Below are 18,534 nucleotides of genomic sequence, written 5' to 3'. Positions count from 1 at the left end.
GACCCAACTGGGAGTGACGAAATCGTAATTCATGGGTCATCCTGTTGACGGTGCCAGCTATCTACATTTTCAACCGTGGTCACACCGACCACGCGCAGTCACCAGATGCTGGTGCTGTGATAGGAACCACAACAGGAGTTGATGTCATGCAAGTTCGTAAACTGACCCTTACCGCCGCCCTTTTGATTGCTGCTGCGCCTGCAGCCTTTGCAACAAGCGGCTCTCGCTGGATTGGCGGGGAAGCAGGCTATGAGCTTCACCACATGCCTGGCACAAAGAGCCGTGCTGAAGTCAAGGCAGAGTTGGCCGAAGCGCAGAAGTCCCCGGAGTGGGACCGTTGGGTACGCTTTGGCATCCCATTCAGCCAAAAGGCTGTCGCGACGGCTCGCAGTCGCGATGATGTGCGCCGTGAGGCGATTGAGGCGGTCCGAACCGGACAAATTTCTATCGGAGGTGTCTGAAAACTGTGTCTAGCCACATGTTGGTGGCAGCTCAACTACGTGGAGGCGCGAGGACAAGACAATTTACACTCTTAAGGTGCCAAAGAAAACGCCCTTGCTATGGCATCAACACGAATGGCAAGCGCAAGCCTCTCCGTGAGCTGCCGAAACCAGTTCATCCAATATCCCGCAGTGCCCGTCGTGCGTCCCAGAGCAGCGCGCGCGCAACTGCAACAGCTGTTTTTCCAGAGCACGCATGCTTTTGAGCCGGGCGCGAACACGCACCAGCTGTTGGTCCACCAGCACATCCACCTCACCCAAGTTCTCTTCGGACGCATCGACAAATCCAAGCAACCGCTTGACATCAAGGAGTGGCATGTCCAACGCGCGGCAATGGCGGATGAACGCCAAGCGTTCTAGGTGAACGGCTTCGTAAACGCGATAACCGTTCTCGCGCCTCGCGGGCGTGGGCAGCAAGCCTTGCTTCTCATAGAAGCGAATCGTTTCGACATCCACGCCGGTGGCTCGGGACAGTTCCTTGATCTGCATTGCGAAACCTCAGTCGAAAAGACTTGACATTGTAGTAACTACAGGGTTTTCAATATAGGGATCGAAAGGAAAAACCATGTCCGCCCATTGTGACCATCACGCACCTCAGACAGAGAAAATTGTCAACCTGTCCCGGTAGCGCCAGATCCTGTGGATCGCGCTTGTCGTCAACTTCACCATGTTCCTGGTTGAGGTAGGCGCAGGGGTACAGGCCGGCTCGCTCTCGCTGCTGGCCGACGCTGTCGACTTTGCCGGAGACGCACTCAACTACGCGGTGTCACTTGCGGTACTTGCCTCAGCTTTGGCGTGGCGTGCCCGAGCAGCTGTCTTCAAGGCGGCCACCATGATCGGCTTCGGCCTGTATGTACTTGGTTCGGCAGTGTGGTCTGTGTGGAATGGCGAGTTGCCGCAAGCCGTGACAATGGGTGCGGTCGCTTTGCTCGCACTGGCCGCCAACGTGGCCGTTGCATGGATGCTTTACGCATTCAGGGAGGGGGCTGCCAACATGCGAAGCGTTTGGCTGTGCTCACGAAACGACGCTATCGGCAACGTGGCGGTGTTGCTGGCTGCGCTTGGCGTGTTCGGCACTGGGTCTGCCTGGCCTGATTTGGTGGTCGCAAGCTTGATGGCGACATTAGCCCTGCATGGGGGCTGGACGGTGCTTCGGCAAGCCCGCAACGAACTTGATACAAATGCTGCTGAAGGAGATAGTCATGGGCACGTTCACTGAACCACAAACCGGTCACCAGTTCAAGCAAGCGGCATTCGCGCATCTGATCAGCGAAGCCCAGGCTGCCAGCTCGACAGAGCAAGCCTGGCTGTACCTTGAAGCAGCCCACGTTGTGGGACAGCTCTTTTTCAGGCCCCATCTGCTGACACACGCGCACATGCTGCGCTTGTCCTTTCGCACCCGCGATTGGCCGGAGGTGGCAGGCCAACTGGTCAGACTGGCCCTCGTGCCCCTGGGCCACCTGAGCGGTCGCCTGCCGCTGGGCAATCCGGGTCGGGCCACCGTGAGCGCCTTCAAACCCCTGCCGGTGCGCCCGGAACTGGCCGCTTTGATAGCCCAGGCCCAGAAGCGGTGATCGCCGACAAACTAAAATCGAACGCATGCGCGCCCTCCTGGTCATGCTGATGCTCACCCTGCTGCCGCTGCAGTTTTCTGTTGCGGCGGCGGACATTTGTTGCGAGCACGTCGCGGCAACGCCAGAGGCACATGCCAATCATCATCAGCCCGGCCATCCCTCGGTCATCGATGCTGCTGATGCATTGGTGCCTGGGGATGTCGGCTTTGATCTGGACTGCGGCACTTGTCATGCCAATTGCTCAGCGGCCATGTTGGTGCCCACCGTCCCCGTGATGGCCCGCGCAGACACGGTCCGCATCGAACGCATCACGGCACACAACATGCCCGCGTGGCCTGCGCGACCCTACCGCCCCAAATGGTCTTTCCCCATGGATTCGGGGCGACACGCATTCGCCTGATGCGCTGAGCGGCGCGCGACTTCCCCGATCCTCTGACCCCCAATGACCCTGTCTCGGACAGGTGTCTGCCTGGATCGTTTTTGGAAGGACTCTCACATGACCGTTCGCTGGACACAGCGGTACCCACGATGGACTTGGCTCGGAGCCGTCGCCATCCTCTTGGCCTTGGATCAAGTAACCAAGTCGTTTTTCTCAACCACGCTGGCGCTTGGTGAATCAGTCCCAGTGACCGACTGGCTCAACTTCGTTCATGTGCTCAACACAGGCGCGGCCTTCTCGTTTCTTGCCGATGCAGGTGGCTGGCAGCGCTGGTTCTTCATTGGCGTGTCGACACTGGTGGTGGGCGCTGTTTCGATGATGTGCCTGACCCAAGAGGTGGGGCCATTGGATCGCTGGGTGGGCGCCTTCGTGGCAGGAGGTGGCGGTGGCAACCTCGTGGACCGTATCCAGATCGGCGCCGTGGTGGACTTTCTCGACCTTCACTGGCGTGGCATCCACTGGCCAGCATTCAACCTTGCTGATGTCTTCGTCGTCTGCGCAGCCCTGGTCTGGTGCATCGCATCGATGAAAGCGCCACCCCGTCAACCGAAGCCGCAAAAGGCTCCGGAGGAGTTGCACCGATGAAGCTGGGATGGTTCTGGATCATGACTGCATGGTGTGTGGCGTTGATCGCCACGACAGGTGCGCTGTTCATCGGCGAGGTGATGGGCATGACGCCCTGTCTGCTCTGCTGGTATCAGCGCATCTTCATGTTCCCGCTGGCACTCATCCTGGGCATGGCCGCCTTTACCGACGACCGCCGTGGCGCTGTCTACGCATTGCCACTGGCGCTGGGTGGCGCCGCGATGGCCGCCTACCACACGGCCTTGGTGGCTGGATGGGTGCCCAAGTGGTGGGTGCCCTGCGGGACGGGGCCATCCTGCAGCGATCAAAACCTTGAAATCTTGGGCGGCATCCAAATCCCGTGGTTGTCCCTGCTGGCCTTCACCGCCATTGCCCTCCTGCTGTTTGTTTATTTGAGAAAGACCCGTTCATGAACACCAAAAAAATCACTGTCATTGGCCTGGTAGCCATCGTTGCCTTGTTCTTCTTCCTGGGGATGAACGCCTACCAGAAGCGTGTGCAAAGCGCGCAGGACGTGCAGGTGAGGACCGAGCAGAGCCGACTGGTTCGCATGCACTCACCCGTCTTTGGGCCCCAAGCAGCACCGGTCACCATCGTCGAGTTTTTTGACCCAGCCTGCGAGACCTGCCGTGCGTTCTACCCGCTGGTCAAGGACCTGATGGCCAAGTACCCCAGCGAGGTGAAACTCGTTATCCGCTACGCACCATTCCACCAGGGGTCGGATCAGGTGGTCAAGCTGCTGGAGGCCGCCAAGGCTCAGGGCAAGTACCAAACGGTACTGGAAGCTGTATTGGCGGCGCAACCAACGTGGGCTGACCATGGCCAACCCAACATCGAGACTGCTTTCAAGGTGGCCGAGCAGGCTGGCCTGGATTTGGCGAAGGCGCGGCAAGACATCGAGAAGCCCGGCATGCAGTCCTTGTTGCAACAAGACATCGAAGACCTCACTGCACTGCAGGTCACCAAGACGCCGACCTTCTTTGTCAATGGCCGCAGCCTGCCAAGCTTTGGCCCAGATCAACTGACGGCGCTGGTGGCCGAAGAAGTTGCCAAGGCGAAGAAATGACGCAGTCGACACGTACGAAGGCTTTGAGTCGCCGCACAGCACTGGCAGCAGGAGCTGCTTGGGTGGGTGGGAGCGCGATTCTGATGGGGTGTTCACCTCAAGCGCCCACATTCAAAAACACCGACATCACCGGTGCCACTTTCGCTCAAGACCTGAAGCTGATCGATCACAACGGGCTGATGCGCTCTCTGGCTGACTTTCGTGGAAACGTCGCCGTCGTGTTTTTTGGTTTCACTCAGTGCCCCGACGTGTGCCCCACGTCCATGGTCACACTGGCCGAAGTCAAACGCCTCATGGGCGATCAAGGCAAGCGCTTGCAGGTGCTTTTCATCACGGTGGACCCGGAGCGCGACACGCTGCCGCTGCTCAAAGACTACATGGCGAATTTCGATCCGACATTTCTGGCACTGCGCCCCACATCGGAAGAGCTCAAAGCCGTGGCAGATAACTTCAAAATTCACTACAACAAAGTGGAAGGTGCCACACAGACCTCGTACACGATGGACCATTCGGCAGGTAAGTACGTGTTCGACACCGCTGGCGCCGTTCGGCTGTTCTCAAGCTATGGCACCGAGCCCAGCGTCATCGCCGAAGACATCTTGAAGCTGTTGAAATCCATGAAGGGTTGAAAGCTCGGAGCCGAAATGAAAACGCTGCTGCTCTACATCGTGACCGCCATCGCCGAAATCGTCGGCTGCTATTTGCCACTGATGTGGCTACGCGGCCAAGGCTCAGGCTGGGTGCTGTTGCCGGCTGCTGCGTTGAGTCTGGCTGCGTTCGCATGGCTCTTGACCCTGCACGACGCGCCATCGGGGCGGGTCTATGCAGCCTACGGTGGGGTCTATGTGGCAGTGGCACTGGCTTGGCTATGGAAGGTGGATGGCATCCGCCCGTCCACATGGGACGGAGTGGGAGTAGCCATGACACTCTTGGGCATGGCTGTTATTGCGTTTCAACCGAGAGGGTAACTTTTCTGTCGGCAAACGTGGGCAAGCCAAGGCATGTACCTGCGTGGGGTCATATAGTTCGCACGATCATTGGCAAATGGACGTCATCAAGCTGCTGGAACTCATACAGACTCATCAACAGTGGGTCTATGGCCTATTGTTGGCCTACACACTGGCGAAAACCGGGCCATTGCCGTTGGTCGCAGGCTATGTCAGCGGCACAGGTGCCTTGGATTTTGGGTTGGTCATCGCAGCCTGTAGTGTCGGTACGATTGCCGGCTCAAACATCCGGTTTTTTGTTGGAAGTCTACTCAGCTCAAGGCTTTTTCGATGGTCTCCCAAGGCGGCTCCGTGGATTGCGTTAGGTGCAGTAGGTGTCGATCGCTTTGGTTTTTGGCTGCTTCCGCTCTACCGCTTTTCCAAAGGAACCTTCACCTTAGTTGGTTTGGGTGCCGGTATATCCATGAACCATCGAAGATTCGTAGTCCTGGATGCAATCGGCGCTGCACTTTGGGTAGCAGCAATGGTTGGTGTAGGGCGCGGCCTTTGGCTACTTGGCCTGCAGGTAAAGCCGGAGTGGGCGGCTTATTTCGGACTCTCCTTGATGAGCTGCGGCCTGTTGGCGACTGTGGTGCTTGGACGTCGTCTGAAAAAATTTCTCAACCCGTATGCTTTGGCCGCGCTTGAGCGCTACCGACATCAACCAGCATGATCAAATTCTCTGGGATTTCAGGTAGATGGCATCCGCCCGTCCACCTGGGACTGGTTGGGCGTGGCGATCACACTTCTGGGTATGGCTGTCATTGCATTCCAACCAAAGTCGTAGTCGTCCAGTGGCAGCATTCGGGTACGGCCCAAACGGGGTTGACCGTTACCCATTGTTCGTCAACGAAGGGGCCCAGAAGATGACTCTACGCGTGCCTCACGAAGTAGCCGCAAGCCGTTAGCAACCACCAACAGGCTCGCGCCCATATCCGCAAACACCGCCATCCACATGGTCGCCGTGCCGAACACCGCCAGCACCAGAAACACGCTCTTGATTCCGAGTGCTAGAGTGATGTTCTGCCAGAGTACAGCGTAGGTGCGCCGGGACAACTTCACGGTCTCTGCAACACGCTGCAAGTTGTCATTCATGATCACCACGTCGGCCGCTTCCATGGCTATATCCGTTCCTGCACCGCCCATGGCAAAGCCAATGTCGGCTTGAGCCAAGGCCGGGGCATCATTGATACCGTCGCCTGCCATGCCAGTGGCGCCATAGCGAGTTTGCATTTCCTTGATCGCGTCAAGCTTGGCCTCGGGCAGCAAGTCACCGCGCGCATCTTCGATGCCAGCTTGCGCAGCGATTGCCCTGGCCGTGGCGGTGTTGTCCCCGGTCAGCATCACTGGGGCAACGCCCAGTGCCTTGAGATCGGCAACCGCCTGCCGTGAGGACTCACGGATAGTGTCAGCAACAGCAAACAATGCAAGAACGCGGGAATCATCAGCCAAAAGAGCCACCGTGCGGCCTTGCTCTTCGTGGATGGAAAGCTCCAATTCCAGGTCGGGAGAACACAGCCCCTGCTCATGAATCAGCCGGTGATTGCCCAGCACCAAGCGCACACCATTGACCATGCCTTCGACACCACGCCCAGGCAGGGCCTTGAAGTTCTGGGCCTCAGGACCCTGGGCCTTGATGCCGCTGACAATCGCCTTGGACACAGGGTGATCGGAGCGCATGGCCAAACTTGCGGCCAATGTCTGCGCAGTTGCCTCATCGCAGCCACCCCAAACGCGCCATTGCACCAGCTTGGGTTTTCCCTCGGTGATGGTGCCCGTTTTGTCCAACGCCATGGACTTCAAGAGTCGGGCTTCCTCCAGGTAGGTCCCACCTTTGATCAATATTCCGCGGCGAGCGCCAGCCGCGAGTCCGCTGACCACAGTCACGGGTGTGGAAATGACCAAGGCACAAGGACAGGCGATCACAAGCAGGACCAACGCCTTGTACAGCGACTCCATCCAAGTCGACCCAAGTAGAAAAGGCGTGAGAAGCGCCACCGCAACGGCGATGGCGAAGACGGCAGGGGTGTAGATGGCGGCGAACCGATCGACAAACCGCTGGGTCGGTGCACGCGTGCCTTGCGCCTGCTCAACGGCTTGCATGATCCTTGCCAACGTGGTGTTGCTGGACAAGACAGTGACCCGGAATTCAAGCTCTCCGGTCTCATTGATGGTGCCAGCGAAGACCTGATCACCTGGACCTTTGTCCACGGGAATGCTCTCCCCTGTCACTGGCGCCTGGTTGATCGCCCCACTGCCCTTGGTCACTGTCCCGTCGAGTGGAATCCGCTCACCGGGTTTGATGCGTACTGTTGTCCCGATGGCCACTGCTGCGACCGGGACCAAACTCCAGTCTCCGCTGGAACCCCGCACCAAAGCTTCCTCGGGCGCCAGTTCCAGTAAGCCCTTGATTGCATTGCGGGCGCGGTCCACGGCCTTGGCTTCAATCAGCTCAGCAATGGCGTAGAGCGCCATCACCATGGCCGCTTCAGGCCACTGACCGATGACGAACGCGCCTGTGACGGCCACCGACATCAGAGCATTGATGTTAAGTTTGCCGCGCATCAAGGCTGCGACTCCCTTTTTGTAGGTATCGAGCCCTGCCAGCCAGATAGCCAGTCCGGCAATCACCAGGCCAGCTACCTTCCAAGGGGTTTGATCAGGCGCAAAAAAGGAAAGCAACTCCGCCCCCGTGGCACACACAAGAGCAACCACAAGACGAGAAATCCCTCCAGAAAATCCATGTGCATGTTCGTCGCCTTCTGCATGACCGCCTAACGGTGCCACATGGGAATCTGCCTTCGAAGTCACGGGCTTTGGATCAAAGCCTGCATTGCGAATAGCAGCCAGCGCCAGGGGATACACGCTTTCAATGGCATCAATGCTCAGCGTGCGAGCGCCCAGTTGAAAGCCCAGTGAGCGAATGCCATCCAGAGGCTCAAGTGCCCGGCGAATCTCCGCTTCCTCGGCGCTACAGTCCATCGTCGCGATTCGGAACACCCTCCCCGGCCCCCCACCGTTGGCCGTGGGATTGGCCGAGGGAGTGGGGCCAGAGCAGCCAGTTGAGCTGCATGCGTTAACGTCATCCACGTCTGGAGGGGTGTTCGATTCTTGTTTCATGACCAGATTGAAAACCTTGTGGTGACCTCAATGTCAAGAGACAGGGCCACAACGCTCTCGCAGCTGACGGACTACCGTTGATGCGGTCACCGGGTGCTACTTGATGCTGAAACGCACAGTCGCTGCCTTCCCTGCGACAGAAACCACAGCAACGGCCTTGGTGCCCGCTCCGACTTTGAAATTGCCCGTGGCTTCGAGCTTGTCACCAGCGGGTTTGAGTTCAACCTCCTGCTTCTCGGTGCCGCTGAGCATGGTGACCTTTGCCGTCGCCTTTGACACGTCGGCTGGTTTGCCATGGTCGCGCAGGTGCAACTGAATGACGGTCGGCTTGGCAACCAGTTCGTAATCAATGTCCTTGACCTCTACGACCACACCGCCATGCAGCGGCTTGTGCTCATGGGCATGGTCGTGTTTCTCGCCAGCTGCAAAGGCCGAGGTGGCCAGGGTCAAGGCCATCGTGGATAGCAGTGTTTTTGTCTTCATGGGAATCCTTTCTGGATAGTTGATGGGTCAGGGTGAAATCAAAGCGCCTCGGCGTCCTTGTCGTTCATCAGCGATTCGGCCGGCTTGCGCCCAAACAACCAGAACATCGCGGGCGTGAGGAAGGTGTCGAGCAGGGTCGAACTGATGAGACCGGAGAAAATTACCACGGCCACTGGGTGCAACACCTCAGTGCCTGGCTGTTCTGCTTCAAACAGCAGTGGCGCCAGCGCGAAGGCCGTGACGAGGGCGGTCATGAGCACGGGACTCAGTCGCTCAAGCGAGCCGCGCATGATCATCTTCTGATCGAAGGACTCGCCTTCGAAGCGCATCAGGTTGATGTAGTGGCTGACCTTCAGAATGCCGTTGCGCACCGAGATACCGGCCAGCGTGATGAAGCCGACCAATGCCGCCACACTGAGCGGCTGCCCCGACAACCACAGTCCGATCACCGCGCCGACAAGGGCCAGCGGAATGTTCACCATGATCAACGCCGACAGCGCTGCCGATTTGTAGCGGCTGTATAAAACCACGAACATCAAGGTCAGCGACACGATGGACAGCAGGCCGACCAGGCGTGAGGCTTCCTCTTGCGCCTGGAACTGGCCACCCAGCGTGATGAAGTAGCCTTCTGGCAACTTCGTCTCGGCCACGATTTTGCGGATGTCGGCAACGATCTCAGACAGCGCACGTCCTGACGCGTTCGCCGACAACACGATGCGGCGCTTGCCATCGTCACGACTGATCTGGTTGGGACCATCGCCATCCTCGATGGTGGCGATTTTTGACAACGGGATGCGGCCGTTCGGCGTTTCGATCAGTATCTGGCCCAGGCCTTCGACCGAACGGGCGGATTCTGGCAGCTTGACGACCAGCGCGAAGCGCCGGCTGCCCTCCACGATCTGCGTGACTTTTTCACCTTCAACCAACGCCTGCAGCGCCGACAAGACCTGAGGCGCTGGAACGCCGTACTGCGCAGCTGCTGCGTAGTCGATACGAACCTTGATCTGCGGCGCCAGCACCTGCTTCTCGATCTGGAGGTCGGCAATGCCCGGAATGGTCGCCAGCTTCGCGCGCAATGCGTCGGCCTGGCCACGCAGGGCATCCAGGTCTTCGCCAAAGATCTTGATGGCGATTTGAGAACGCACGCCCGAGAGCATGTGATCGATGCGGTGGGAGATGGGCTGTCCAATCTCCAGCGCGGCGGGCAAATTGACCAGCCGGGCACGGATATCCGCTTTGATCTCGTCCATGCTGCGCGTCAGCTCTGCCGTCGGCTTAAGACCCACATCAAGCTCGCTGACGTGGACACCCTCGGCATGTTCATCCAGCTCAGCGCGCCCACTGCGGCGTCCCACGTGGGTCACTTCCGGCACTTGACTGACCAGAACCTCAGCCTGGCGCGCAAGTGAGGACGACTCCGTCAGCGTGACACCCGGGTTCAGCCGCAGACCGATGAGCAGTGTGCCCTCGTTGAATGGTGGCAGGAACGTGGTGGGGAAAAACGGCACAGACGCGGCTGCCATCAAAACAGTTACACCGGCAACTGCAATGGCCGCCTTGGGTCGGTCCAACACGCCCTGCAGGCTGCTTCGATACCGTGCTTTCAACCACGCCAGGACCTTGGTGTCCCCATGCTCCAGATTCTTCATGCGGGGCAGCAGGTAGAAACTGAGCACGGGCGTCACAGTCACCGAGACGATCAGTGAAGCGAGTGTCGAGACGATGAAGGCTATGCCGAGTGGCACGAACAACTTGCCCTCCAGCCCCGGCAGTGCAAACAGCGGGATGAAGACCAGAACGATGATGACTGTCGCGTAGAGGATGGCTGAGCGGACCTCCATCGTCGCGTGGGCAACGAGTTCGATCGGATGCAGTCGGCCGTGCGGGTGGGCGGCGCGGTCCGTCTTCAATCGCCGGAGGACGTTTTCAACGCCGACCACGGCGTCGTCTACCAGCCCGCCAATCGCGATGGCCAAGCCACCAAGCGTCATGGTGTTGATCGACAACCCAAAATACTTGAAGACCAGCGCGGTGATGAAGATCGAAACGGGTATTGCCGTCAACGCGATGATGGTCGGGCGCAAGGTGCCCAAGAAGAAGAAAAGGATCAACGCCACAAAAACCGATGCGCCAATCAGCTTGCCCTGCAAGGTGGTGATGGATGCTTCGATGAAGCTGGCCTGACGGAAAGTGACTCGTGGGGCCTCCATGCCGGCCGGCAGCGAAGCCTTCAGCCCCACCAGTGCGTCCTCAATGGACTTCGTGAGCGCGATGGTGTCGGCGGTCGGTTGCTTCTGGATGCCAAGGATCACGGCAGGCTTGCCTTCAAAGCCAGCATCGCCGCGCTTGAGCGCCGCTGCAAACGTCACCTCGGCTATCTGACGAAGGAGGATGGGTTGCCCGTCCTTGGCGGTCAATGCCAGATTGCTCAGGTCCTCCAACAGCGAGGTGCGGCCCAGGTTGCGGATCAGGTACTCGCGCCCGTTGAGCTCAAGAAAGCCGCCCGATGTGTTGCTGGAGTAGCCCTTCAAGGCTGCCTCAAGCTGCTCATGCGTGATACCCAATTCCGCCATGCGAGTGGTGTTGGGTTGCACCTGGAACTGCCTGACCTCGCCACCGATGGGGATAACTTGAGCCACACCGGGGACAGAGAGCAGCCGAGGCCGCAATACCCAGTCGGCGTATTCGCGCACCGCCATGGAGCTGATCTTGCTCGGATCAACTGGGATGGCAATCTGCATGATTTCGCCCATGATGGAGCTGATCGGGCCCATGCGCGGAACGACTCCTTCGGCAATACCTTCCTCCATCGAAGACAGGCGCTCCGACACCAATTGCCGTGCGCGGAAGATGTCGGTGCTCCAGTCGAATGTGACGTAGAGAAAAGACAAGCCAGCCGACGACGTGGACCGCACCGACTCCACGCCGGGCAGACCGTTCATGGTCGTTTCGAGCGGGAAGGTGATGAGCTGCTCCACCTCTTCGGCGGCCATGCCACCGGCCTCGGTCATGATGGTAACGGTCGGCTTGTTGAGGTCGGGAAACACATCCACCGGGGTGGTGGACAGAGTGAATGCGCCGTAAGCCATCAGAACCACGCTGGCGATGATCACCAGCAGCCGATTGGTCAGGCTGTTATCGAGTAACCACTTGAACATGTCAGCGTACCTGGTTGATCAAGGTGGCACCTTGGGTCGCGACACGGTCGCCGGAAGTCAGACCCGATGTGACGGCAGCGTTGACACCATCCAGCGGTTCTGTTGTGACAGGGCGAGGTTCAAATCGCTCTGGCCCGGTCTTGACCCAGACCACCGTCTGGTTGGCTGGATTCTTCATCAGTGCGGCCACTGGAACGGCAATGCCTTTGACCTTGTCCTTGGTCTGGACAAACACGCGTACCGGCTGTCCAACGGCCAATTGGTCGAGGGCTGCGCCCTGAGCACGAAACGCCAAGGGCAGGGCCTGCTCGCGCAAGCTGCGCGACGCACCGATGAACGCCAGAGGGATGCGCTGCTCACCGACTGCCACAGTGGCACCGCCAATGTTGCTGGCAACAGCGGCATCGAACGCCAGGGCTTCAATTCGCAGACGTGTGGGGTCCACGATCTCGAAAACCAACTCCCGCGCATCAACCACTTGACCGGCGACCACGTTTGCAGACGCGATCACGCCGGAGACTGGGGCAACCAGCGCTTCGCGACTGGACAGACCGCCGCCGACAGCCGCGATGCGTGCCGACAGGCTGGCAGACTCGCTCTCAACCGCTTCGATTTCTTTGCGTGGCACCGTATCAGACAACTCCTGCAAACGCGCCAGGCGTTTGTCCGCCAGCGCTTTGGCTGCCCGCAGTTCAGCTAACTGTGCAGCCTGGTTGGAACGCTCAATGGGCGCTGCCGACGAAGCAACGTATGCCAGCACCTCACCTTTGCGGACAGTTTGCCCTGGGTTGGGTAATCCGCGCGGACCAGGTTCAATGCGACCGGCGTTCAATGCCTGCACCTTTCCACCTGCGTTGGGGTCCATCAGCACTTTGGCGCCCAACTCCAGCGTCCGGGGCAGTTCGGCAGCCTCTGTGACAACGGTTCTGACCCCCAGCTGGCGCTGAGCAGGTTTTGGCAGAAAAACACTGCCGTCCGGTTGGCGCTGAGGCCCGTTGGCGCTGGGCGTCGCAGGTGCGTCACCGTGATCATGTCCCTCACCCGCATGGACAGAGGTGAGGCTGGACAACGCGATGAAGAGTCCCAGGCTGGTGGTGATGAGCGTGCGCTTCATGCTGCACCTCCCACGCGAACGCTGCGTGCGCCAAACATGCGCCGCGCACCCACAAACACGAAGGCAAGTACAGCGATGCCTGCGGCTACCCAACCGGCGTATTTCGTCCAGGGCTGCGCCGCCTGGACTTCCTCTGAATGTGCCTCCTCGTGGATGTCAAGTTCACCCGCAAGAAGATCGACCTCGTTGCCGGCTGTTACCGTTGCAGTGACAGCAAGGACACCGGGCTTGGGAGCCTCCGACAACACGACCTCGTATTCGTCTTCACCTTGTTTGTCGGCTTTGAATTTGGCGCTGCCGATTTCGAGTTCGATTTGCGCGTCGCGGACCGGGCTGTTGTCGCTGAATCGATCCAGGTAGAGGGTGATCTGTTTGCCGCTGAGAACGCCCACAAGCTCGAAGGTCTCTGAAACCGCAGAAAAACGTGGCAGCGCTTGGCCGACCGCTGCAGGTGCGGCTTCACCGTGGTCATGACCTTCACCGGCCCAGGCGGGCGCTGTGGAGAAGAGCGCTGCGCACAACAGTGCATACGAAAATTTGAGGTATTTCATGGAGGTTTTCTGAAATGAATGAATGGCTGCAAAAGGACCAGGCCAACTGCACGTCACTGGGGCAGCAGACCAAGCGCCTGTCGTTTCGTGGATATGGCTGCTGCCAGTTCGATGCGGATGAGCGCCACTTGGCGCTCAGCATCGGCAGCCTCGGCTTCAATGCGCAACCGTGTGGGCAGGTCTGTTTCACCCAGGCGGAAAGACTTGTCAAAGAAGCCACGGGATTCGCGCGCAAGTGATGCGCGTTGTTCGGCAGCTGCAAGCTGTGTGCGGGCTGCCTCAACCCGCACCCGGGCAGCTTCTTGCTCAGCGGACAGCCGCTCTCGTTCCAGTCCGAGTTGGGCTTGAACCTCCATGGCGTCAGCAAGGGCTTGAGCAGTCCGCGCATGGTGGCGCGCGCCACCACCAAACGGAATGCGCACACCCAGCGCAAAGGTTTGCTGCGAGGCTTCCCCGAAAGCACCGCGATCCCGCGTGGTCGTGAGCGTCACTTCGGGGTTGGCGCGGGACTGGATCGCTGTGAGTGCTGCACTTCGCTCAGCCACCACCACCTTGTCCTTCAGCTCTTGGACTGCGGCGTGCGTTTCAGCCAGAGACATAGCGGTGCTGGGGTCTTGCTCCACACCACCCCCATCAATATCGCCTGCAACTGGTGCGACACCTGCAAGCGCCTGCAATTGCTGCCGGGCTGCAGAGAAACTGGCTTCAGCCTGTGCAAGATGGGCTTGCGCGCCAGCAACAGCTCCCTGCGCTTGGTGCTGGTCTGAGCGGGCCAAATCGCCCGCCCTGGTGCGCCGTTCCACGTCAGCAGCAATTTGCTGCGTGTTTTTGAGCTGGTCGCGCGCGATGTCGACTTCGATGCGTGCGCGCTGCCACTGCCACCACGCGTCGCGGACGGTGGCAGCAATGCGCAGTTTCGCGGCCATGGTCCTGCTTTCAAGGGCTACCGCCTCCGCATCTGAGAGTGCGGCACTTTGCGCACGCTCGCGAGGCAACCAGAGGGGCACCGAAACACCCACCTCGATCTCGCTTGCACCCTGGTTGCGGTTGAGTCGGTCGGTTTTGTAGCCCATTTCCAGGGCCGCAGGTTCAGGCGTCCAAGCCTGCGCGGCACTTTGCTGCGCCCGGGCGGCATCACGTCGCGACGGCAGGGTCAGTGCCTCGGGCTGGCGAGCCCAAGCAGCCTCAAATACTTGCTGCAGGTTTTGTGGTGCCGCTGCCTTCGCGGGTGTGGTGACCACGGCTGGGGACTGCGCTTGCGCTGCTGCACTGCAAAAGATAGCAGTTACCACCAGGCCGCCATGCAGCCGCCAACTCTTCGTTCGAGATCCAAATGTCATCCGATGCTCCAGTGTTGAAAACAATCCACAGGAGATCGGCAAGCAGCGACCCAACGGTCGCGTCGAGCCCGGAGCGGCAGCGTCTTGCTGCGCGCTCAGGCGCGAACGGGCTTCAGAGGAAGAAGTAACCCGTCTCGCCGATCAGGCGAGACTTGACCACTGGGGTCTATCGGGCTGGGTTGGTGCGTGAGACGCACCCCCTTCATCACGTGTGATTTTGGGTGGCGCTGCAGAGAAGGCTGCGGGTATATGAGGAGGCGCGATCAACATCACACTGCAGTAGCCGTGGCAATGCCCACAATCCAGATCGGTGCCCCCAGGTGCCGTGCCATTCGCGCCGGCATCGTCCGTGCCGGACAAACCAGTGTCAAGATAATCACCGAAACTGACGTCTTCTTGATGCTGATGCTCATGGTGCCCCAAGTGCGTTGCGCCCACCTGGGTTTCATGCCCGCAGTACGACGCCACTGCCGCCCAGCTGAACTGGAACGGCAACAAAGCGAGCAAGAGGATGACGAAAAAACGGCGCATGCCCATGAGTCTAGCCGCAGGTGCTACAACCCTGTTTCGGGCTTCACCAGCGCTTCGCTGGCTTGTAGGGTCTTGCCATCGCGGCACATGGGCTCGCTCCATGGTCAGCTGTCCTCCATGTCGGTTTGCATGTGGCGTTTGAGCGTCAAGCCCACCGATGTCAAACCGTTCTCAGAGCGGGCAAATACCTGCCCGCCATGCATGCGCGCGATGGCCGCGACAATCGCCAGGCCAAGCCCGTGGTTCTGTACCGAGCCCGCTCTGGCGATGTCTGCGCGGTAAAAACGATCAAAAATATGGGGCACGTGCTTGGGGTCTATGGCGATGCCACGATTGACCACCGTCAGGCGTGCCTCTTCATCCGACAGGGCAATGTAAATTTCCACAGCAGTTCCACGGTCCGCGAATCGGGTGGCATTGCTCACCAGGTTGGATAGCGCTCGGTTCAGGAGCCCAACATCGAACTCACCAGCCCCGTCACCAACGATTTTGAGCGCCAGACCGGCTGCTTCCATTGCGTCCTCATGAAACTCGGCCACGTCCGAGGCAATTGCAGCAAGACTTCCCACAGCGACCCTGCGCGCCAATGCACCGCAATCCGCTCGCGACAAAAAGAGCATGTCTTGGACGATGCTGGCCATGCGCTGTAGGTCTTCGAGGTTGGCAGCAAGCACCTCGCGCAGTTCCTGGTTGTCGCGTGGTTTGCGCAACGCGACCTCTGCGCTTGTAATGAGCGTGGTCAATGGCGTACAAAGCTCGTGCGCGACGTCGGCATTGAAGTTTTCTGATTGCTCGTAGGCGTGCTCCAGCCGGGTCAGAAGCTCGTTGAACTGAGTGACCAGTGGAACCAGCTCGGCTGGTTGCGCTGAGCCGTCCAGCCGATGGTGGAGGGTATCGGCAGCCAGTCTGGCCGTCTGGTCAGCCAAATGCTGCACGGGCCTTAGCCCTGCGCGCACAAGGAAGAAGCCACCAGCGCCGATCACTCCGACGCCACATGCAGCCGCTGCCACCAGAATCATTCCGACCTTGTGCAACAACCGTTGCTCATCCCGCGTGTCCAGAGTCAGCGTTGCTTCCAACTGCCCGTCAGACAGCTCGGTAGACACAACCTCGAAACGCAACGTTCGCAAGTTCTCGGTCGGAATGGGGGCTGGGCGCTTTTCGTAGTGAAGACGCCCATCTCGATCCTGCAAGCTGAGCCAGAGGTTCACATGACCGACCAGGAAATCATCCAGCTTGTGTTGCAACAGTGCCGGGTCGGCATTTGACATGGTCTCGGCCAGAAGGTGGCGCACTTGCGTCGCCTTTTGTTGCAAAAGCTCGTCTTGTTGAATGGTGAAGCTGTAGGACGTTGCCGCATACACGATGGCGCACACCGCAGCCAATCCTGCGAAACTCAGCGCCATGAGCCACCGTGAAAGACGAAGCCCGAGCGACAAAACAGGCTTCACTGGGCACGCTCCTCAAGCACATACCCCACGCCCCGGGCTGTGTGCAAAAGCTGTGTCGGGTATGGGCCATCGAGTTTGTTTCGCAAGCGCCGTATGGCCACATCAATGACATTGGTGCCGTGGTCGAAGTTGGCATCCCAGACTTGCTCGGCGATTTCGGTCCGGCTCAACACCTCGCCCTGCCTGCGAAGTAGCAGGGCCAGCAGCTTGAACTCCTTGGCGGTGAGGTCCAGCCGCTGGCCGCCTCGACTCGCCTTGCGGCGCAGCAAGTCCAGCTCAAGATCACCCATCACCAGCAGATGAACCGCTGGCGCGCTCAGCGGGTGGTGTCGTCGAAGCAGAACTTCGATACGCGCGACCAACTCGGAAAAGGCAAACGGCTTGACCAGGTAGTCGTCTGCCCCCGCCCTCAGACCCTGCACCCTGTCCTCAACCCGACCGCGTGCCGTCAGCATCAGCACCGGTATGGATTTGGTGTGACGCAGGGCCGTCAAAAGACTCAAGCCATCCAGGGCCGGCAACATGCCGTCAAGTATCACCAAGTCGCATTGACCCTCCATCGCCAGGTGCAATCCATCGACGCCGTTGTGAGCCACTTCAACAACATACCCCTCCTCGGACAAGCCTTTTTGGAGGTAGGCAGCAAGCCGGATCTCATCTTCGATGACCAGAATCTTCATAGAGGCTGATTGTAGGAAGCGAAAAGGGGCCACAGATCAACCTGTCTGAATTGTCATTTTCTTGTCCGAGTTCTGACAGTGGAAACTTCATACGATGGCGACGCCTTTCGGCAATAGCCGCAAGTCAGCTCGCCCCCATCTCTGATTCAAAGGACATATATGAACGCGCTGCAAAAGTTTTCTCTCGCCGTCAGCCTTGTAATGATCATGCCGTTGGCTGCTCAAGCCAATTCATTGACCCACGACGTGGGTGGTGAAGCTGGCTTAACATTTCACCCTGATCATGTCGCCTCGACGCTAACCCGTGCAGCAGTGCGAGCTGAAATTGAGGCCGCGCGCAAGGACGGCACTCTGGCGCTCCTTCAGCGAGGGATACCGTTGCCCGGCAAGGTTGACGGCCCATCAAAGTCGAGGACTGAGGTGATTGCGGAGCTGGAAAAAGCACGCCGTACTGGCTGGGTGCCGCTGTCTGGCGAGCAATGAGGCAAGACAAGCCTGCACACCTTCCACGAACCCTCACAAAGTGAGTTCCGGGTCAATGTGCATCTCTTGAATTACATGTCTAAATTGCGCTCAATCCCAACCCTGCGTCGCTTGACTTTTTATTGACGTGAAACAGTGAATAAACAATCGAGTCCAAAAATCTCTCGTCATGAACTATCGACACGACCCAATTTTCCACGACGAACAGCTTGACAAGCCACGAAGCATGAGAACCAGACTTGTAATTTCTACCGCACTGCTCTCCGGCGTCATGATGATGGCTGGGTGCGCAATTTCCTCACCCGAGAAAACTGGCCTTGCGAAAATCCACCCATGCCACCAGGCTCACGGGGGCAAGGCTCCCGCCCAGCATGGAGATTGTTCAAAACTAAACTGATGCGTTCGGGGGCGTTGTATCCAACATATCGTCAATGCCCCACTCGCCGGAGTCTATGTACGGCGAGACTCAGCCA

The 18,534-nt window shown here is 59.2% G+C and carries 21 protein-coding genes and 1 pseudogene; 12 read left to right on the top strand and 10 right to left on the bottom strand.

All coding sequences use genetic code 11. The features are described from left to right. The first annotated feature begins 146 nt into the window (after window positions 1-146). A complete protein-coding gene (locus AAHB17_RS20760; protein ID WP_342132802.1) occupies window positions 147-461 on the top strand; it encodes a DUF4148 domain-containing protein in 315 nt (104 codons plus the stop codon). A 105-nt stretch (window positions 462-566) separates the two neighbouring features. Here the strand turns inward: AAHB17_RS20760 and AAHB17_RS20755 are convergent, their stop codons facing one another. Next, the gene (locus AAHB17_RS20755) at window positions 567-989 is read right to left on the bottom strand and encodes a Cd(II)/Pb(II)-responsive transcriptional regulator (RefSeq protein ID WP_342132801.1); all 423 of its coding nucleotides are present in this window, start codon (window positions 987-989) and stop codon (window positions 567-569) included. A 145-nt stretch (window positions 990-1,134) separates the two neighbouring features. Here AAHB17_RS20755 and AAHB17_RS20750 point away from each other — a divergent pair, with 145 nt between their 5' ends. From AAHB17_RS20750 to AAHB17_RS20705, 10 genes and pseudogenes are all read left to right on the top strand, one after another. Continuing rightward, window positions 1,135-1,719, top strand: a complete 585-nt coding sequence (locus AAHB17_RS20750; RefSeq protein ID WP_342132824.1) for a cation transporter — start codon at window positions 1,135-1,137, stop codon at window positions 1,717-1,719. Beyond that, window positions 1,703-2,074 carry a DUF3703 domain-containing protein gene (locus AAHB17_RS20745; protein WP_342132799.1) on the top strand — a complete coding sequence of 124 codons (372 nt, stop codon included), beginning with the start codon at window positions 1,703-1,705 and terminating at the stop codon, window positions 2,072-2,074. The genes AAHB17_RS20750 and AAHB17_RS20745 overlap by 17 nt, the downstream gene beginning before the upstream one ends. A gap of 25 nt (window positions 2,075-2,099) precedes the next feature. After that, window positions 2,100-2,474 carry a hypothetical protein gene (locus AAHB17_RS20740; RefSeq protein ID WP_342132798.1) on the top strand — a complete coding sequence of 125 codons (375 nt, stop codon included), beginning with the start codon at window positions 2,100-2,102 and terminating at the stop codon, window positions 2,472-2,474. A 96-nt stretch (window positions 2,475-2,570) separates the two neighbouring features. Beyond that, the gene (gene lspA / locus AAHB17_RS20735; RefSeq protein ID WP_342132797.1) at window positions 2,571-3,098 is read left to right on the top strand and encodes a signal peptidase II; all 528 of its coding nucleotides are present in this window, start codon (window positions 2,571-2,573) and stop codon (window positions 3,096-3,098) included. After that, window positions 3,095-3,511: a disulfide bond formation protein B gene (locus AAHB17_RS20730; protein ID WP_342132796.1), complete on the top strand. Its 417-nt coding sequence runs from the start codon at window positions 3,095-3,097 to the stop codon at window positions 3,509-3,511. Before lspA ends, AAHB17_RS20730 begins: the two co-directional genes overlap by 4 nt. Then, on the top strand, window positions 3,508-4,164 hold the full coding sequence (locus tag AAHB17_RS20725; protein ID WP_342132795.1) for a DsbA family protein: 657 nt from the start codon (window positions 3,508-3,510) through the stop codon (window positions 4,162-4,164). The genes AAHB17_RS20730 and AAHB17_RS20725 overlap by 4 nt, the downstream gene beginning before the upstream one ends. Further along, a complete protein-coding gene (locus AAHB17_RS20720) occupies window positions 4,161-4,793 on the top strand; it encodes an SCO family protein (RefSeq protein WP_342132794.1) in 633 nt (210 codons plus the stop codon). The genes AAHB17_RS20725 and AAHB17_RS20720 overlap by 4 nt, the downstream gene beginning before the upstream one ends. Window positions 4,794-4,808: 15 nt before the next feature. Further along, window positions 4,809-5,132, top strand: a complete 324-nt coding sequence (locus tag AAHB17_RS20715) for a YnfA family protein (protein ID WP_342132792.1) — start codon at window positions 4,809-4,811, stop codon at window positions 5,130-5,132. 76 nt (window positions 5,133-5,208) lie between these two features. Then, window positions 5,209-5,823, top strand: coding sequence for a DedA family protein (locus tag AAHB17_RS20710; protein ID WP_342132791.1), 615 nt, complete (start codon window positions 5,209-5,211; stop codon window positions 5,821-5,823). A gap of 21 nt (window positions 5,824-5,844) precedes the next feature. Beyond that, window positions 5,845-5,937 (top strand): annotated as a pseudogene (locus tag AAHB17_RS20705) (YnfA family protein); the annotation flags it as partial. A gap of 59 nt (window positions 5,938-5,996) precedes the next feature. Here the strand turns inward: AAHB17_RS20705 and AAHB17_RS20700 are convergent. The 9 genes from AAHB17_RS20700 to AAHB17_RS20660 form a co-directional block, all read right to left on the bottom strand. Then, on the bottom strand, window positions 5,997-8,132 hold the full coding sequence (locus AAHB17_RS20700) for a heavy metal translocating P-type ATPase (protein WP_446719635.1): 2,136 nt from the start codon (window positions 8,130-8,132) through the stop codon (window positions 5,997-5,999). Between the two features lie 234 nt (window positions 8,133-8,366). Then, window positions 8,367-8,753: a hypothetical protein gene (locus AAHB17_RS20695; RefSeq protein ID WP_008904959.1), complete on the bottom strand. Its 387-nt coding sequence runs from the start codon at window positions 8,751-8,753 to the stop codon at window positions 8,367-8,369. Between the two features lie 38 nt (window positions 8,754-8,791). After that, entirely contained in the window at window positions 8,792-11,911 is a 3,120-nt protein-coding gene (locus AAHB17_RS20690; protein WP_008904958.1) for an efflux RND transporter permease subunit, read from the bottom strand. Window position 11,912: 1 nt separating this feature from the next. Beyond that, complete coding sequence (locus tag AAHB17_RS20685; RefSeq protein ID WP_342132788.1) at window positions 11,913-13,025, bottom strand: efflux RND transporter periplasmic adaptor subunit; 1,113 nt, start codon at window positions 13,023-13,025, stop codon at window positions 11,913-11,915. After that, window positions 13,022-13,576: a hypothetical protein gene (locus AAHB17_RS20680; protein WP_342132787.1), complete on the bottom strand. Its 555-nt coding sequence runs from the start codon at window positions 13,574-13,576 to the stop codon at window positions 13,022-13,024. Before AAHB17_RS20680 ends, AAHB17_RS20685 begins: the two co-directional genes overlap by 4 nt. A gap of 53 nt (window positions 13,577-13,629) precedes the next feature. Further along, window positions 13,630-14,916 carry a TolC family protein gene (locus AAHB17_RS20675; protein ID WP_342132786.1) on the bottom strand — a complete coding sequence of 429 codons (1,287 nt, stop codon included), beginning with the start codon at window positions 14,914-14,916 and terminating at the stop codon, window positions 13,630-13,632. A gap of 141 nt (window positions 14,917-15,057) precedes the next feature. Continuing rightward, on the bottom strand, window positions 15,058-15,447 hold the full coding sequence (czcI, locus tag AAHB17_RS20670; protein WP_085942565.1) for a cation efflux protein, CzcI family: 390 nt from the start codon (window positions 15,445-15,447) through the stop codon (window positions 15,058-15,060). 104 nt (window positions 15,448-15,551) lie between these two features. After that, window positions 15,552-16,898 (bottom strand): heavy metal sensor histidine kinase, encoded by a 1,347-nt coding sequence (locus AAHB17_RS20665; RefSeq protein ID WP_342132785.1) that lies wholly within the window; start codon window positions 16,896-16,898, stop codon window positions 15,552-15,554. Beyond that, window positions 16,895-17,578, bottom strand: a complete 684-nt coding sequence (locus AAHB17_RS20660) for a heavy metal response regulator transcription factor (RefSeq protein ID WP_342132784.1) — start codon at window positions 17,576-17,578, stop codon at window positions 16,895-16,897. Before AAHB17_RS20660 ends, AAHB17_RS20665 begins: the two co-directional genes overlap by 4 nt. A 159-nt stretch (window positions 17,579-17,737) precedes the next feature. On the opposite strand from AAHB17_RS20660, the gene AAHB17_RS20655 reads away from it, so the two are divergent. Then, the gene (locus AAHB17_RS20655; RefSeq protein ID WP_342132781.1) at window positions 17,738-18,061 is read left to right on the top strand and encodes a DUF4148 domain-containing protein; all 324 of its coding nucleotides are present in this window, start codon (window positions 17,738-17,740) and stop codon (window positions 18,059-18,061) included. The last annotated feature ends 473 nt before the right edge of the window (window positions 18,062-18,534 follow it).

The sequence above is a fragment of the Hydrogenophaga sp. OTU3427 genome (genome assembly GCF_038440225.1).
GTDB lineage: Bacteria > Pseudomonadota > Gammaproteobacteria > Burkholderiales > Burkholderiaceae_C > Hydrogenophaga.
Note: the sequence above shows the minus strand (reverse complement) of the source record. Positions and strands in the feature narration are given on the sequence as shown.

What these genes read in the sequence shown, in the direction of transcription:
- AAHB17_RS20680 (WP_342132787.1), bottom strand. Translation starts at nt 13,576, where the DNA reads ATGAAATACCTCAAATTTTCGTATGCACTGTTGTGCGCAGCGCTCTTC.
- AAHB17_RS20730 (WP_342132796.1), top strand. Translation starts at nt 3,095, where the DNA reads ATGAAGCTGGGATGGTTCTGGATCATGACTGCATGGTGTGTGGCGTTG.
- AAHB17_RS20760 (WP_342132802.1), top strand. Translation starts at nt 147, where the DNA reads ATGCAAGTTCGTAAACTGACCCTTACCGCCGCCCTTTTGATTGCTGCT.
- AAHB17_RS20690 (WP_008904958.1), bottom strand. Translation starts at nt 11,911, where the DNA reads ATGTTCAAGTGGTTACTCGATAACAGCCTGACCAATCGGCTGCTGGTG.
- AAHB17_RS20660 (WP_342132784.1), bottom strand. Translation starts at nt 17,578, where the DNA reads ATGAAGATTCTGGTCATCGAAGATGAGATCCGGCTTGCTGCCTACCTC.
- AAHB17_RS20725 (WP_342132795.1), top strand. Translation starts at nt 3,508, where the DNA reads ATGAACACCAAAAAAATCACTGTCATTGGCCTGGTAGCCATCGTTGCC.
- AAHB17_RS20740 (WP_342132798.1), top strand. Translation starts at nt 2,100, where the DNA reads ATGCGCGCCCTCCTGGTCATGCTGATGCTCACCCTGCTGCCGCTGCAG.
- AAHB17_RS20710 (WP_342132791.1), top strand. Translation starts at nt 5,209, where the DNA reads ATGGACGTCATCAAGCTGCTGGAACTCATACAGACTCATCAACAGTGG.
- lspA (WP_342132797.1), top strand. Translation starts at nt 2,571, where the DNA reads ATGACCGTTCGCTGGACACAGCGGTACCCACGATGGACTTGGCTCGGA.
- AAHB17_RS20720 (WP_342132794.1), top strand. Translation starts at nt 4,161, where the DNA reads ATGACGCAGTCGACACGTACGAAGGCTTTGAGTCGCCGCACAGCACTG.
- AAHB17_RS20695 (WP_008904959.1), bottom strand. Translation starts at nt 8,753, where the DNA reads ATGAAGACAAAAACACTGCTATCCACGATGGCCTTGACCCTGGCCACC.
- AAHB17_RS20755 (WP_342132801.1), bottom strand. Translation starts at nt 989, where the DNA reads ATGCAGATCAAGGAACTGTCCCGAGCCACCGGCGTGGATGTCGAAACG.
- AAHB17_RS20745 (WP_342132799.1), top strand. Translation starts at nt 1,703, where the DNA reads ATGGGCACGTTCACTGAACCACAAACCGGTCACCAGTTCAAGCAAGCG.
- AAHB17_RS20700 (WP_446719635.1), bottom strand. Translation starts at nt 8,132, where the DNA reads ATGGACTGTAGCGCCGAGGAAGCGGAGATTCGCCGGGCACTTGAGCCT.
- AAHB17_RS20675 (WP_342132786.1), bottom strand. Translation starts at nt 14,916, where the DNA reads ATGACATTTGGATCTCGAACGAAGAGTTGGCGGCTGCATGGCGGCCTG.
- AAHB17_RS20715 (WP_342132792.1), top strand. Translation starts at nt 4,809, where the DNA reads ATGAAAACGCTGCTGCTCTACATCGTGACCGCCATCGCCGAAATCGTC.
- AAHB17_RS20685 (WP_342132788.1), bottom strand. Translation starts at nt 13,025, where the DNA reads ATGAAGCGCACGCTCATCACCACCAGCCTGGGACTCTTCATCGCGTTG.
- AAHB17_RS20655 (WP_342132781.1), top strand. Translation starts at nt 17,738, where the DNA reads ATGAACGCGCTGCAAAAGTTTTCTCTCGCCGTCAGCCTTGTAATGATC.
- czcI (WP_085942565.1), bottom strand. Translation starts at nt 15,447, where the DNA reads ATGCGCCGTTTTTTCGTCATCCTCTTGCTCGCTTTGTTGCCGTTCCAG.